At 59.8% G+C, this 12,967-nt stretch carries 12 protein-coding genes; 8 read left to right on the plus strand and 4 right to left on the minus strand.

Going from position 1 to position 12,967, the window contains the following annotated elements; genetic code table 11:
- Nucleotides 1-38 precede the first annotated feature (38 nt).
- Together HCZ87_RS00275 and HCZ87_RS00280 are read right to left on the minus strand one after the other, a co-directional pair.
- Entirely contained in the window at nucleotides 39-506 is a 468-nt protein-coding gene (locus HCZ87_RS00275) for a DUF1810 domain-containing protein (protein ID WP_167641762.1), read from the minus strand.
- Nucleotides 506-1,729 (minus strand): argininosuccinate synthase, encoded by a 1,224-nt coding sequence (locus tag HCZ87_RS00280; RefSeq protein ID WP_167641763.1) that lies wholly within the window; start codon nucleotides 1,727-1,729, stop codon nucleotides 506-508. The genes HCZ87_RS00275 and HCZ87_RS00280 overlap by 1 nt, the downstream gene beginning before the upstream one ends.
- A 138-nt stretch (nucleotides 1,730-1,867) precedes the next feature.
- On the opposite strand from HCZ87_RS00280, the gene HCZ87_RS00285 reads away from it, so the two are divergent.
- A complete protein-coding gene (locus HCZ87_RS00285; RefSeq protein ID WP_167641764.1) occupies nucleotides 1,868-2,623 on the plus strand; it encodes a hypothetical protein in 756 nt (251 codons plus the stop codon).
- Nucleotides 2,624-2,701: 78 nt separating this feature from the next.
- Nucleotides 2,702-3,928, plus strand: coding sequence for a threonine ammonia-lyase IlvA (ilvA, locus tag HCZ87_RS00290; RefSeq protein WP_167641765.1), 1,227 nt, complete (start codon nucleotides 2,702-2,704; stop codon nucleotides 3,926-3,928).
- A 27-nt stretch (nucleotides 3,929-3,955) separates the two neighbouring features.
- On the opposite strand, the gene HCZ87_RS00295 is transcribed toward ilvA, so the two are convergent.
- Nucleotides 3,956-4,279, minus strand: a complete 324-nt coding sequence (locus HCZ87_RS00295; RefSeq protein ID WP_167641766.1) for an Hpt domain-containing protein — start codon at nucleotides 4,277-4,279, stop codon at nucleotides 3,956-3,958.
- A 210-nt stretch (nucleotides 4,280-4,489) separates the two neighbouring features.
- Between HCZ87_RS00295 and HCZ87_RS00300 the strand changes: the two genes are divergently transcribed.
- Nucleotides 4,490-5,722 (plus strand): PP2C family protein-serine/threonine phosphatase, encoded by a 1,233-nt coding sequence (locus tag HCZ87_RS00300; protein ID WP_167641767.1) that lies wholly within the window; start codon nucleotides 4,490-4,492, stop codon nucleotides 5,720-5,722.
- Nucleotides 5,723-5,724: 2 nt separating this feature from the next.
- On the opposite strand, the gene HCZ87_RS00305 is transcribed toward HCZ87_RS00300, so the two are convergent.
- Nucleotides 5,725-6,165 (minus strand): NUDIX hydrolase, encoded by a 441-nt coding sequence (locus HCZ87_RS00305; protein ID WP_167641768.1) that lies wholly within the window; start codon nucleotides 6,163-6,165, stop codon nucleotides 5,725-5,727.
- A gap of 76 nt (nucleotides 6,166-6,241) precedes the next feature.
- On the opposite strand from HCZ87_RS00305, the gene HCZ87_RS00310 reads away from it, so the two are divergent.
- From HCZ87_RS00310 to HCZ87_RS00330, 5 genes are all read left to right on the plus strand, one after another.
- Nucleotides 6,242-7,219, plus strand: a complete 978-nt coding sequence (locus HCZ87_RS00310; RefSeq protein ID WP_167641769.1) for an Hsp33 family molecular chaperone HslO — start codon at nucleotides 6,242-6,244, stop codon at nucleotides 7,217-7,219.
- Nucleotides 7,220-7,224: 5 nt separating this feature from the next.
- On the plus strand, nucleotides 7,225-7,824 hold the full coding sequence (locus HCZ87_RS00315) for a CoA pyrophosphatase (protein ID WP_167641770.1): 600 nt from the start codon (nucleotides 7,225-7,227) through the stop codon (nucleotides 7,822-7,824).
- Nucleotides 7,821-8,975 carry a CCA tRNA nucleotidyltransferase gene (locus tag HCZ87_RS00320; protein WP_167641771.1) on the plus strand — a complete coding sequence of 385 codons (1,155 nt, stop codon included), beginning with the start codon at nucleotides 7,821-7,823 and terminating at the stop codon, nucleotides 8,973-8,975. Before HCZ87_RS00315 ends, HCZ87_RS00320 begins: the two co-directional genes overlap by 4 nt.
- Nucleotides 8,976-9,212: 237 nt before the next feature.
- Nucleotides 9,213-11,051: an ABC transporter ATP-binding protein gene (locus tag HCZ87_RS00325; RefSeq protein WP_167641772.1), complete on the plus strand. Its 1,839-nt coding sequence runs from the start codon at nucleotides 9,213-9,215 to the stop codon at nucleotides 11,049-11,051.
- Nucleotides 11,048-12,886, plus strand: coding sequence for an ABC transporter ATP-binding protein (locus HCZ87_RS00330; protein WP_167641773.1), 1,839 nt, complete (start codon nucleotides 11,048-11,050; stop codon nucleotides 12,884-12,886). Before HCZ87_RS00325 ends, HCZ87_RS00330 begins: the two co-directional genes overlap by 4 nt.
- The last annotated feature ends 81 nt before the right edge of the window (nucleotides 12,887-12,967 follow it).

Genomic DNA, 12,967 nt, shown 5'->3' on the forward strand with positions numbered 1-12,967 from the left:
GTTTTGCGCGTCATTTTCCCCGTTCCCCCGGGCGGCGGTCAGTTTTCTGAGATTTCCCGCAGCGTCTGCGCGCAGGGTGCACTCTCAAAGAAGACCCGGAGAACCTCGGCGCATTGCGCAGGTGCATTGGGCGCGGCCGCGAACAGGGTCATCGAGGAGCGGAGCTTGGTCGCGTCCACGTCGCCCAGAATGGCATCGGGCGCGGCACCTTCGTGGGACAGCATCAGATCGCAAACCTCGATAAGCCGCTGGCGCAGAACCGGCTGGTCCAAATAGACGCGTGCCTCGTTCAGATCCTCCAGCCCGTAGAGCTGCGACATATGCGACTGGCCGAGGCTTGCCAGTTGCGGAAAGACGAACCACATCCAGTGGCTCGTCTTCTTTCCAGCTTTTAGCTCGGCGACGACCGTGTCCCAGACCGCGTCCTGCGCCTCCACAAACATGTCGAGCTCTTCTTCCAGATCGTCTTCCGGGAAGTCTTCTTCAAAGTCGTCGTCGATGCTCATCACTTCACGCGGCGGTTACGGGCAGCCAGGAGTTTCAGGCGCAGCGCGTTGAGCTGAATAAAGCCCTGCGCGTCCTTCTGATCATAGGCGCCCGCGTCTTCTTCAAAGGTCACATGGGCCTCGGAATAAAGCGAATGCTCGGACCAGCGGCCCACGGTCTTGGCGGAGCCTTTGTAGAGCTTCAGACGCACGGTGCCGGTGACGTGTTTCTGGCTTTCGTCAATCAGCGCTTGCAGCATCTCGCGCTCGGGCGAGTACCAGAAGCCGTTGTAGATCAGCTCGGCATAGCGCGGCATGATCGAATCCTTGAGGTGGCCGGCGCCGCTGTCCAGGGTGATCTGTTCGATACCGCGGTGCGCTTCCAGCAGGATGTCGCCGCCGGGGGTCTCGTAGATGCCGCGGGACTTCATGCCGACAAAACGGTTCTCGACGAAATCGAGACGACCGATGCCGTGCTTGCGACCATATTCATTGAGCTGGGTCAGGATCGTCGCCGGGCTCATGGCCTCGCCGTTGATCGCCACCGCGTCGCCTTTTTCAAAAGAAATCTCGATGAACTCGGGCTCGTTCGGCGCATCCTCGGGGTTCACGGTGCGCTGATAGACGTAATCCGGCGCCATTTCGGCGGGATTTTCCAGCACTTTGCCTTCAGAGGAGGTGTGCAGCAGGTTGGCATCGACCGAGAAGGGCGCCTCGCCGCGTTTGTCCTTGGCGATCGGAATCTGGTTGGCCTCCGCGAATTCCAGCAGCTTGGTGCGGGAGGTCAGATCCCATTCACGCCAGGGCGCGATCACCTTGATGTCGGGGTTCAGCGCATAGGCCGAAAGCTCAAACCGCACCTGGTCGTTGCCCTTGCCGGTGGCACCATGGGACACCGCATCGGCACCGGTGGCTTCGGCGATCTCGACCAGACGTTTGGAGATCAGCGGACGCGCGATCGAGGTGCCCAGCAGATAGAGCCCCTCATAGACCGCATTGGCGCGGAACATCGGGAAGACGAAATCGCGCACGAATTCTTCGCGGATGTCCTCGATGTAGATGTTTTCCGGCTTGATGCCGAGCAGCTCAGCCTTTTTGCGGGCCGGCTCCAGCTCCTCGCCCTGACCGAGATCGGCGGTGAAGGTGACAACCTCGCAGCCGTATTCGGTCTGCAACCATTTCAGGATGATCGAAGTATCAAGGCCACCGGAGTAGGCCAACACAACTTTCTTGGGCGCGGACATGGGTTTTCCTCTTGGTCAGAACGTCTGCGAGGTAGCGCCTTTTCCGTAGGGGTGCAAGGTTTTCGGGGGTTTTCGGGTAGAAACCAACTGCTATGTAGGCGCAAAAAGCAGAGATTATATATTGAAGGGAAGATTTAAATGAACGGATGGGATCTGCTCAAGCATGCGGCCTACATGCTTCTGCGCAATCTTGGGGATGTGCTGCGAATTTTCCTTGTGCCGACACTGGTCGCGGTTGCAGGCATCTATTGTCTTGCGCAGGTTCTGGGGGTTTATGACGTCTTCGTCGATGCAACCGCAGGACGCCCGCCCCGAAACCCCGGATCGTTTATCGGTTCAGCGCTATTGATTATCGTTTTCTTTTTCTTGGTCTACACTTGGCCGATCGTGGCATGGCATCGCTATGTTTTGCTGGAAGAGCCCGTATCCGGGTTTGTTCCAGAAATTAAAGCTGACCGGATCATCGGTTACATCGGTCAAGCGTTTCTTCTGTCGCTGCTGCTGCTGCTGTTGATGATCCCGGTTGGTGTCGTGATTTCAATCGTCCTGAGGATGGCGGGTGCTCAGATAGTCGGTTTGATGCCGATCATTGGTCCGGGCCTGGCGATACTTCCGACCTGGGTTTTCATGCGATTGTCCGTGTCGCTGCCGTCAGTCGCGTTGGGGAACAAAATGCGCCTTGGTGACATATGGTCCGCAACAAGCGGCGGCGCGGTGCTGGGCTTGACCGTGCTGGTCATGATCTTGCAGGCCGCGCTGGAATTCAGCTACGGGCTGCTCCCCGGGATTGCGGGCACCGTTTGGTGGCTCGTTGGGACGACTGTGTTCAGTCTGCTCCAGATCAGTATCGTCACCACGCTCTATGGCTATTACATCGAAAAACGCCCGATCTGATCCGGGGTCGTCTGCATACCAAGGAATGCTTTGCCGCGCCCCCTTGCCTTGGGCGCGGCTTTGGGTCACCAAATTCACATGACCGATTTCCGAACCCAGGCCAAAGCGGCCGAGGTGGCGATGCGCGATGTGTTTCCGCCCACGCCGCTTCAACGCAATGAACTGCTGTCCCACCGCTATGGGGCGGAGATTTACCTCAAGCGCGAGGATCTGAGCCCGGTGCGCTCCTACAAGCTGCGTGGGGCGCTGAATGCGATGCGCAAACAGGCGGGCAAGGATCTGTTTGTCTGCGCCTCGGCGGGCAATCACGCGCAGGGCATGGCCTTCATGTGCCGACAGATGAACAAGCGGGGCGTGATCTTCATGCCGGTGACCACGCCGCAGCAAAAGATCCAGAAGACCCGGATGTTTGGCGGCGATAACATCGAAATCCACCTTGTTGGCGACTACTTCGACGACACATTGGCCGCCGCGCAGGCGTGGTGCGTCAAGGAAGGCGGCTATTTCCTGTCGCCTTTTGACGATCCGGATGTGATCGAAGGTCAGGCCTCGATCGCGGTGGAAATCGAAGAGCAACTGGGAAAAGCGCCGGATCACATCGTGTTGCCGGTCGGCGGCGGCGGCATGTCCTCCGGCGTGGCCGGGTATTTTGGCGAGGACGTGCATGCGCTTTTTGTCGAACCCAAGGGCGGCGCCTGCCTGAAAGCGGCGCTGGAGGCCGGTCAGCCTGTGTCATTGAGCCAGGTGGATACATTTGTCGACGGCGCTGCCGTCGGCCGCATCGGTGCCCGCCCGTTCGAGCTGTTGCGCAATGTGCCGCTGCCCGATGTGCTGACCCTCAGCGAAGACCGGATCTGCACCACCATTCTGGAAATGTTGAACGTCGAAGGCATCGTGCTGGAACCGGCCGGCGCGCTGGCGATCGAGGCGCTGGGCGATTTGCGGACCTGGATCAAGGGCAAGACGGTTGTCTGCCTCACCTCGGGCGGCAATTTTGATTTCGAGCGCCTCCCCGAGGTCAAGGAGCGGGCGCAGCGCTATTCAGGGGTGAAAAAATATTTTCTGCTGCGGATGCCGCAACGTCCCGGCGCGCTAAAGGAATTTCTCAACAGTCTTGGCCCGGAAGATGATATTGCGCGTTTTGAATATATGAAAAAATCCGCCCGAAACTTTGGCTCGGTTCTGATCGGTATCGAAACCAAGCGACCGGAGAATTTCGAAGCGCTCTTTGCGCAACTCGATGCGGCGGGTTTTACCTATACAGACATCACCAATGACGAAACATTGGCGCAATTCGTGATCTAGCCGGTCAAAAACAAACCCTGTGCAGCCCTAGGTATTTGACCCGAGCCCAGCGAGAAAGTTCTGCTTTGAATTGTCATATATCGCAACGACTTGTTCCAGATCCACGGTGGCTTGCTGGCCCTCAGCGGACAGGCGTTCGCCCCGTAGGCAGGCGTCGGAAAACTCTTGAAAACCGAGGTTCAGCGCGCTGCCTTTCAGGAAATGGAGATCCTGCTCCAGCTGCGATCTGTCGCCGGTCTTCAGCTTGGCGATCACCTCTTCCACCTCTTCCAGGAAGAGCTCGACCACCTCGTCAAAGCCATCTTCACCGACTTCTTCTTTCAGTTCGCGCACACGTGGCCAGTCAATCATCGCCTTGGTCCAAATCTTACTCCTTCGTCATCTCTATCCTATGTCAAACCCAGTAAAAGTATAGTAAAGAGAGAAAATTAGCTAATTTTTATTGTTCACTGGCTATTAAGCCGAACAGGTGTTTTCTATGACAGTCACGAGGGGACACGCCGCGTTAATGAGGGATTGTCGGTGCTGCCAGAGCATTCAGTACAAGGCGAAGAGTTGGTCATGAGCGGATCCATCCGGCGCGTGCTGGTCGTGGATGACAGCCGCTTGCAGCGTCGTATCCTCGTTGCCTCGCTGAAAAAATGGGGATTTGAGGTCGTCGAAGCCGAGGGCGGCGAAGAGGCGATGGAGATCTGCCGCGCCGATCCGCCGGATCTCATTCTCAGTGACTGGATGATGCCGGGCATGAATGGAATCGAATTCTGCCGGGCGTTTCGCGCCGAATCCCATGAGGCCTACAGCTATTTCATCCTGCTGACCTCCAAGAGCGAAAAAAACGAGGTCGCCGAAGGGCTTGATGCTGGGGCCGATGATTTTCTGACCAAACCGGTGAGCTCGGACGAGCTGCGGGCGCGCATCTCTGCGGGGGAGCGAATCCTGCGGATGCAGCGGGAACTGTTTGAAAAGAACAGGATCGTGTCCGAAACGCTGGGTGAACTGCAAACCGTCTATGATGCGATCGACAAGGATCTGATGCAGGCGCGCAAGATCCAGGAATCATTGGTGCCGGAACTGACCCGTTCCTTTGGCGCTTCAAACGTGCATCTGCTGCTGGAACCCTGCGGCCATATCGGCGGTGATCTGGTTGGTATGTTTTCCCCTGGTCTGAATCGATTGGGGTTTTATTTCATTGATTTGTCCGGTCACGGCATCACATCCGCGATGATGACGGCGCGGTTGGGGGGCTATCTCTCCTCCACCTATTTTGACCAAAACGTCGGAATGGAGAAGAAATTCAACCGCTTCTACGCGCTGCGCCCGCCTGAGGAGGTGGCCAGTTTGCTCAACGCGCGGCTGATCGCGGATACCGGCATCGAAGAATATTTCACCATGGCCTATTGCATCGCCGATCTGCGCACCGGCGTGGTCAAGATGGTGCAGGCCGGCCATCCGCACCCGCTGTTGTTGCGGGCCGATGGGACGATGGAATTCATCGGCAAGGGCGGGGTGCCGGTCGGTCTGGTGCCGGATGTCAGCTATGATCAGGAACAATTCGTGATGCAGAAGGGTGATCGCCTGCTGCTCTATTCCGATGGTTTCACCGAGGCGCATCTGAAAGACGGCTCAATGCTGGATACAGATGGTCTGGTCGATCTGGTCAAACGCTGCGATCCGACGCTCGGCGGTAAGGAATTTCTCGATCAGCTCTATTGGAATCTCACGCAGGTGATGGGCGACGACAAGGGGCTGGAAGATGATATCTCCGCCACCTTGTTCGAGTATAAAGGCCCCTGAGCCTATAAATCCGCCAAAAGAGCTGCAAAATGCCGATCTCCACTGTTGCCGAGAATCGCGGCCGCATCTTGGATCGGCATCCAGATCGCACGGTGGTTTGCCTCGACCGGGTCTGAGAGCCGCAGGACAGGGCGCGCCAGATAGATATGGCACAGCTTTTCCGCCCAGAGGTCATATTCCGGCATGTAGACAAAGCGGCGAAAGGCGCCGATGCGGCGCGGCGCGGCGATTTTCCAACCGGTTTCCTCATAGACTTCGCGGTGAAGCGCCGGAATCGGGGATTCGCCCGGGTCAATGCCGCCACCCGGAAGCTGAATATCCGGCGCCGGATCATATTGGCAGGTCAGCAGCAATTGCCCATCGCGGGGCAGTAGCGCATATGCGCCAGGGCGCGGGCGATAGGTTTGATCGGCGCGCGGCACCTCTCCAAAACGTCTGATCACGGCTGCCCCCTTTCCTCTGATGTCGAAAATCCTATATAGCCTCGGTATGCCAATAGCCGGCCGTTAAGGAAACCCCATGACACTTGGTACAAAAATCGCGTGGGACGATACCGTCCTGCCCTTCCAGCTTGATGCATCCGATATGCGGGGCCGCGTGGCGCGGCTGGATGGCGTGTTGGACGGCATTCTGAAACAGCACGACTATCCGCAGGTGGTCGAGGCGCTGGTGGCGGAGATGGCGCTGCTGACCGCGCTGATCGGCCAGACCATGGCGCTGCGCTGGAAGCTCTCCTTGCAGGTGCAATCCAAGGGGGCGGTCCGCATGATCGCAACCGATTATTACGCGCCGACGAAGGAGGGCGAGTCCGCCCGTATCCGCGCCTATGCCAGCTATGATGCCGAGCGCCTCACCGATGGTGCGCCCTTTGATCAAGTGGGCGACGGCTACTTTGCGATCCTGATTGATCAGGGCGAGGGCACCCAGCCCTATCAGGGGATCACGCCGCTCGCCGAAAAGTCGCTGTCCAGCTGCGCCGAAGCCTATTTTGCGCAGTCCGAACAGCTGCCGACCCGTTTTGAGCTCAGCTTTGGAAAATCGTCGGAACCGGGCAACCCGGAACATTGGCGCGCCGGTGGCATCATGCTGCAACATATGCCCAAGGCCTCGCCCTTTGCCGCGCAGCAAGAGGGCAGCGGCGAGGTTCTGAAAGCGTCGGATCTGGTTTCCGGCGACGAAGAAGAAAACTGGAACCGGGTCAATATGCTGCTGCAAACGGTCGAGGATCTGGAACTGATCGGCCCCTCCGTGTCGCCCAGCGAGCTGCTGCTGCGCCTGTTTCACGAGGAACGCCCGCGTGTCTATGATGCGCAATCGGTCCGTTTTGGTTGCACCTGTTCCGAGGAGCGCGTCCGCCAGAGCTTGTCGATCTACTCCGCCAAGGACATCAAGACGATGACCACTGACGAGGGACGGGTGACCGCGGATTGTCAGTTCTGCGGTGCTCATTACGACCTGGACCCCGCCACGCTGGGCTTTGACGCCACAAAGGAATGACCGCTATGTCTGCGCTTGCGGACCATATCACCACAGCGCTGACGCGTGAGGGCGGGGCAACATCCGATTTCGACCTGAACCCGGATGTTGTCTTGCCCGCCGGGCGCAAGCTGCGGGCCGCGAGCGTGTTGCTGGCGATCGAGACCTATGGCGCGGAGCCTTCGGTGATCCTGACCAAGCGTTCCTCAGCCCTGAAACACCACCCGGGGCAGATCGCCTTTCCCGGGGGCAAGCAAGACGCCGGTGATCGCGATGTCATTGATACGGCATTGCGCGAAGCCTGGGAGGAAATCAGCCTGCCGCGGGATCTCCCCCGTATTCTGGGCACCATGCCCGCGCATGAGACGGTGACCAGCTTTCAGGTCACGCCGATCGTGGCGCTGATTGACCGCCCATTTGAGACCCGCGCCGAAGCGGGCGAAGTGGCCGAGGTCTTTCGCACGCCGCTTGCCCATGTGCTCGATACATCCCGCTATCGGGTTCAGTCCCGCCATTGGCGCGGGGTGGAGCGGCGCTATTTCGTGGTGCCATTCGGCCCCTATTATATCTGGGGGGCCACGGCGCGTATGCTGCGCAATTTCGCCGCCCTGATGGAGAGCGCATGAGAATCGACCAGCCCTGGCTCCATGCGCCATCAACACGCGCAGTCTGCGAGGCGCTGACTGCCGGGGGGGGCGAGGTCTATTTTGTCGGGGGATGCGTGCGCAACGCTTTGCTCGGCGAGCCTGTTTCCGACCTTGATCTGTCGACCAACATTCTGCCGCAGGAGGTTGTCGAGTGTGCGGACCGCGCTGGGCTCAAGGCGATTCCTACGGGCATCGACCATGGCACGGTGACTGTGGTCGCCGAGGGCATTCCCTATGAGATCACCACCTTCCGCAAGGATGTCGCGACCGACGGACGGCGCGCGGTCGTCGCCTTTGCCAGCGATATCGCGGAGGATGCGCGACGCCGCGATTTCACCATGAACGCGATCTATGCGCGCCCCGATGGCACGGTCGTGGATCCGCTGGGCGGCCTGCCGGATCTTCAGGCGCGCAAAGTGGTCTTTATTGGCACTGCCGAAAATCGCATCCGCGAGGATTACCTGCGCATCTTGCGGTATTTCCGTTTTCACAGCTGGTACGGCAACGCCGCTGACGGTTTTGACCCGGAGGCGCTGGCCGCGATTGCCGAAAACCTGGACGGGCTCGACCAACTCTCCCGCGAACGTGTCGGAGCCGAGATGGTGAAACTGCTGAATGCCACTGATCCCGCGCCGGCGGTGGCGGTGATGCGGCAGATCGGGGTTCTGGCGCATGTTCTTCCGGGCGCGGATGATCGCGCCCTCGCGCCCCTGATCCACTTGGAGGCGGACCTGCCCACAGAGGCGGAGACCCGCCTCGCGGCGCTGGGCGGCGAAAACCTGCGCGATCACCTGCGCTTGAGCAAGGCCATGGCGGCCCGAGTTGAGCTGCTGCGTGACCTCGCTGTGGGCGGACAATCCTCGGCGGAGGTCGCCTATCGCCACGATGCCGAGACCGCGCGGCGGGCGATGCTTCTGCGGTCGGCTCTGCTTGAAATGCCTCTAGATGCCAATTTAGAGACTGATATCGAGCTGGGCGCCACGGCTCGGTTTCCGATCAAGGCCAAGGATCTGATGCCCTATGTGCAGGGCGCGGCGCTGGGCCAAACGCTCCGGGAGTTGGAGGCCGCCTGGATCGGGTCCGGTTTTGCCCTCACGCGCGCGGATCTACTGGCAAAGCTTCGCCTGTAGCCTGCTCCGGATCACATCCAGAATGTCGTGACAGGAAAAGCGTGACAAACTGAGTTTCGCGCGCTACCTCTATGCGTGTATCGCTGAACATGCAGGAGGAATGCTGATGTATTACGGGGTCTGGAACGACGACTGACATCGCTGTCCAACCCGTAGGGTGAACCGGTGGCTGGCGCCGCCGTAATTTGCCATGCGCATCACTTTCCAAGATTATTGCTCAATTGATGGAGCATCCGCATGTTTCGCTTTTTCGAAAATCTCGTAGACCCCTATTGCGACTATCCCGAGGACGACCGCCCGCCAACGCGCCTCTGGCCCTTCCTGCGCACCTACGCGCGCCCTTTCAAGATGGTGTTCTGGTACGCCGGGCTGATGTCCGTCGTCGTCGCCGCCGTGGAGATCGGGCTGATCTCCTACATGGGGCGCGTGGTCAATGTGCTGTCCGGGCCGCCAGCCGAGGTCTGGGCCAGCCACGGCACAGAGCTGATATTGGTCGCCCTGTTTATTCTCTGTGTGCGTCCAGTCTTGCAGCTGATCGACGTGCTCTTGCTGAACAACACGATCCTGCCGAACTTTGGCACCCTGATCCGGTGGCGTGCGCATAAACATGTTTTGCGGCAATCGGTTGGCTGGTTCGAGAATGACTTTGCCGGTCGGATCTCCAACCGGATCATGCAGACCCCGCCCGCCGCCGGAGAGGTGGTGTTTCAGGTCTTTGACGCGATCACTTTTGCGCTGGCCTATCTGGTCGGCGCGGCGGTGCTGCTCTGGAGTGCGGATCCAAAGCTGATGTTGCCGCTGGTGATCTGGTTTGCGCTTTATGCGTTGCTGATCAAATGGACGATTGCGCGGGTCGGGCCGGCCAGCCAGGCGGCCTCTGACGCGCGGTCCTTGGTCAATGGGCGGGTGGTGGACAGCTACTCCAACATTCACTCGGTGAAGATGTTCGCTCATCACGAGCGCGAGCTGTCCTATGCCAAGGAGGCCATCGACGAGACGCGCAGGACCTTCCTCACTGAAATGCGCATATATACCATCATGGATGCGACCCTGGTGATGCTGAACGGGCTGCTCATCGTCGGGGTTGTGGGCTGGGGGATTGCGCTTTGGATGCAAGGGCTTGCCTCTGTCGGGGTGGTCGCCGCCGCCACCGCGCTGACGCTGCGGCTCAACGCCATGACCGGTTGGATCATGTGGGCGCTGACGACGTTCTTTCGCCAGCTTGGTGTTGTCGCCGAGGGGATGGAAACCATCGCCCAGTCGATCGACCTTGTGGACGCCAAAGATGCGCGCCCCTTGCAGCTGCAACAGGGTGAAATCAGCTTTGACAGCGTGTCGCATCACTATGGGCGTGGTGCGGGCGGGCTTGATGAGCTGCAACTGACCATTCGCCCGGGCGAAAAAGTCGGCCTGGTGGGGCGCTCAGGTGCTGGCAAATCGACCCTGGTGAAACTGCTTTTGCGGTTTTACGACAGCGAAGGTGGCCGCATTCTGATCGACGGGCAGGATATCGCCAAGGTGACGCAGGACAGTTTGCGCCAAAATATCGGGATGGTGCAGCAGGATAGCTCGCTGTTGCACCGTTCGGTCCGCGATAACCTGCTCTATGGTCGGCCAGAGGCAACAGAGGAAGAGATGATCGCCGCCGCCCGCAAGGCGCATGCGCATGAGTTCATCCTCGACCTGAAAGATCCGGAGGGCCGTCGCGGATATGATGCGCATGTGGGCGAACGCGGGGTGAAACTCTCCGGTGGGCAACGTCAGCGGGTCACCCTGGCGCGCGTGATCCTCAAGGACGCGCCGATCCTGCTCCTGGACGAGGCGACCTCTGCGCTCGATTCCGAGGTGGAAGCCGCCATTCAGGAAACCCTCTATGGCATGATGGAGGGGAAAACTGTTATCGCTATCGCGCACCGGCTCTCTACCATCGCGCAGATGGACCGTATTCTGGTTCTGGACGCGGGAAAGATCGTCGAGGAAGGCAGCCACGAGGCGCTTTTGTCGACGGGGGGCCTATATGCAGAATTCTGGGCGCGCCAGTCTGGTGGGTTCCTGAACGTAGAGGCAGCAGAATGAACCTGGCAAATATGATCGACGCGTTTCAGCCCGCAAAGGGCCCCCCGCCGCAAAGGTTGGGGGCCTTTATCGGCTGGTGCCTGTCGGGGGCCTGGCCGATGTTGCTGGTTGCGGCGCTCTGTTCGGCCCTGGCCGGGGGGATGGAGGCGGGCACCGCCTATATCCTTGGTTTGGTTATAGATACGGCAATCGCCAGCGGGCCTGATGGTTTCTTTTCCAACAATCTGGCGACCATCCTCGGGGCGCTGGCCTTTTTCCTGCTGCTGCGCCCGGTTCTGTTTGGGCTTTCTGCGGCTTCCAACGCGATCATCGTGCAGCCCAATGTCGGCCCGCTTGTGCTGTCCCGCCTGACCCGCTGGACTCTGGGGCAATCGGTGCGGTTCTTTGACGATGATTTCGCGGGGCGGATTGCGCAGAAACAGATGCAGACCTCCAATGCCGTGACCAACGTGGCAGTGGAGATCATCAACGTTGTCGCCTTTGCGCTGGCGTCGCTGGTGGGGGCGCTGATCCTGCTTGGGGCGGTTGATCTGCGCATAACGCTGTTGTTTCTGGTCTGGCTGCTGGCCTATTTCGCGCTGATCCGATGGTTTCTGCCGCGCATCCGTGAACGCTCTGCCGGGCGGGCCGGAGCGCGCGCCAATGTGACGGGGCAGGTGGTGGACACGATCACCAATATCAAGACGGTGCAGCTCTTTGCCCATGCCGATCACGAAGAACGCGGCGCGCAGGATGCGATGGTCACATTCCGCGACAAGGCGCTGTCCTTTGGCTATCTTTCGGCGTCGTTTCGGTTCTGCCTGATGGCGCTGGCGGGGGTCTTGCCGGTGTTCCTGATCGGCGCGACGCTTTGGCTCTGGCAGACGGGTGGCGCCACTGAGGGCGATATCGTTGCTGCCGGCGCGGTCTCCATCCGCATTGCGCAGATGACCGGTTGGGTCAGCTTCACCTTGATGGGGATTTACTCCAACGTCGGCGAGATTGAAAACGGCATGAAGACTCTGGCGCGGCCGGATCGGATCGAGGATGCCGAGGGCGCGCGGGATCTGGAAATCAGCCAGGGCGAGATCGTGTTTGACGGTCTGAGCTTTGCCTACGGACGGGATATCGGCGGGATATCGGACATTTCTCTGACCGTTCATGCGGGCGAAAAACTCGGGATCGTCGGGGCCTCTGGTGCCGGAAAATCGACCTTGGTTTCTCTTCTCCTGCGGCTCTATGAAACGGAATCTGGGCGTATTTTGATTGATGGAGCGGATATTGCAACCGTCGCGCAAAACAGCCTGCGCAGCCAGATCGGCATGGTGACGCAGGAAACCGCGATGTTCAATCGCTCTGCCATGGCGAATATCCTCTATGGTCGCCCCGAAGCCAGCGAGGCGGAGGTTATTGCCGCCGCCGAGGCCGCCGAGGCGCATGAGTTCATCGCCAATCTGGAAGACGGGCAGGGGAACACGGGCTATGACGCCTATCTGGGCGAACGGGGAGTGAAGCTCTCGGGCGGGCAGAGGCAGCGGATTGCCCTGGCCCGTGCGATCCTGAAAGACGCGCCGATCTTGGTGCTGGACGAAGCGACCTCAGCTTTGGATTCCGAGGTGGAAGCCTCGATCAAATCGGCCCTGTCGCGGGTGATGGAGGGCAAGACGGTTCTGGCAATCGCGCACCGTCTCTCGACACTGGTTGAAATGGATCGGATCATCGTCATGGATGCGGGGCGGATCGTCGAACAGGGCAGTCACGAGGAACTGCTGGCGCGACAGGGGCTTTATGCGCGGTTCTGGGACCGGCAATCTGGTGGGTTTATCGGCACCGAGGCGGAAGAGGCGGCGGAGTAATGCGCGGCTCTGGTCCGCTGAGGCTGGAGAATATTCATTTCCGAGCCAGAACGTGCGGCGTTTCCACCTTTTGCAGGGACG

The organism is Phaeobacter sp. HF9A (assembly GCF_011806385.1).
Taxonomy (GTDB): domain Bacteria; phylum Pseudomonadota; class Alphaproteobacteria; order Rhodobacterales; family Rhodobacteraceae; genus Epibacterium.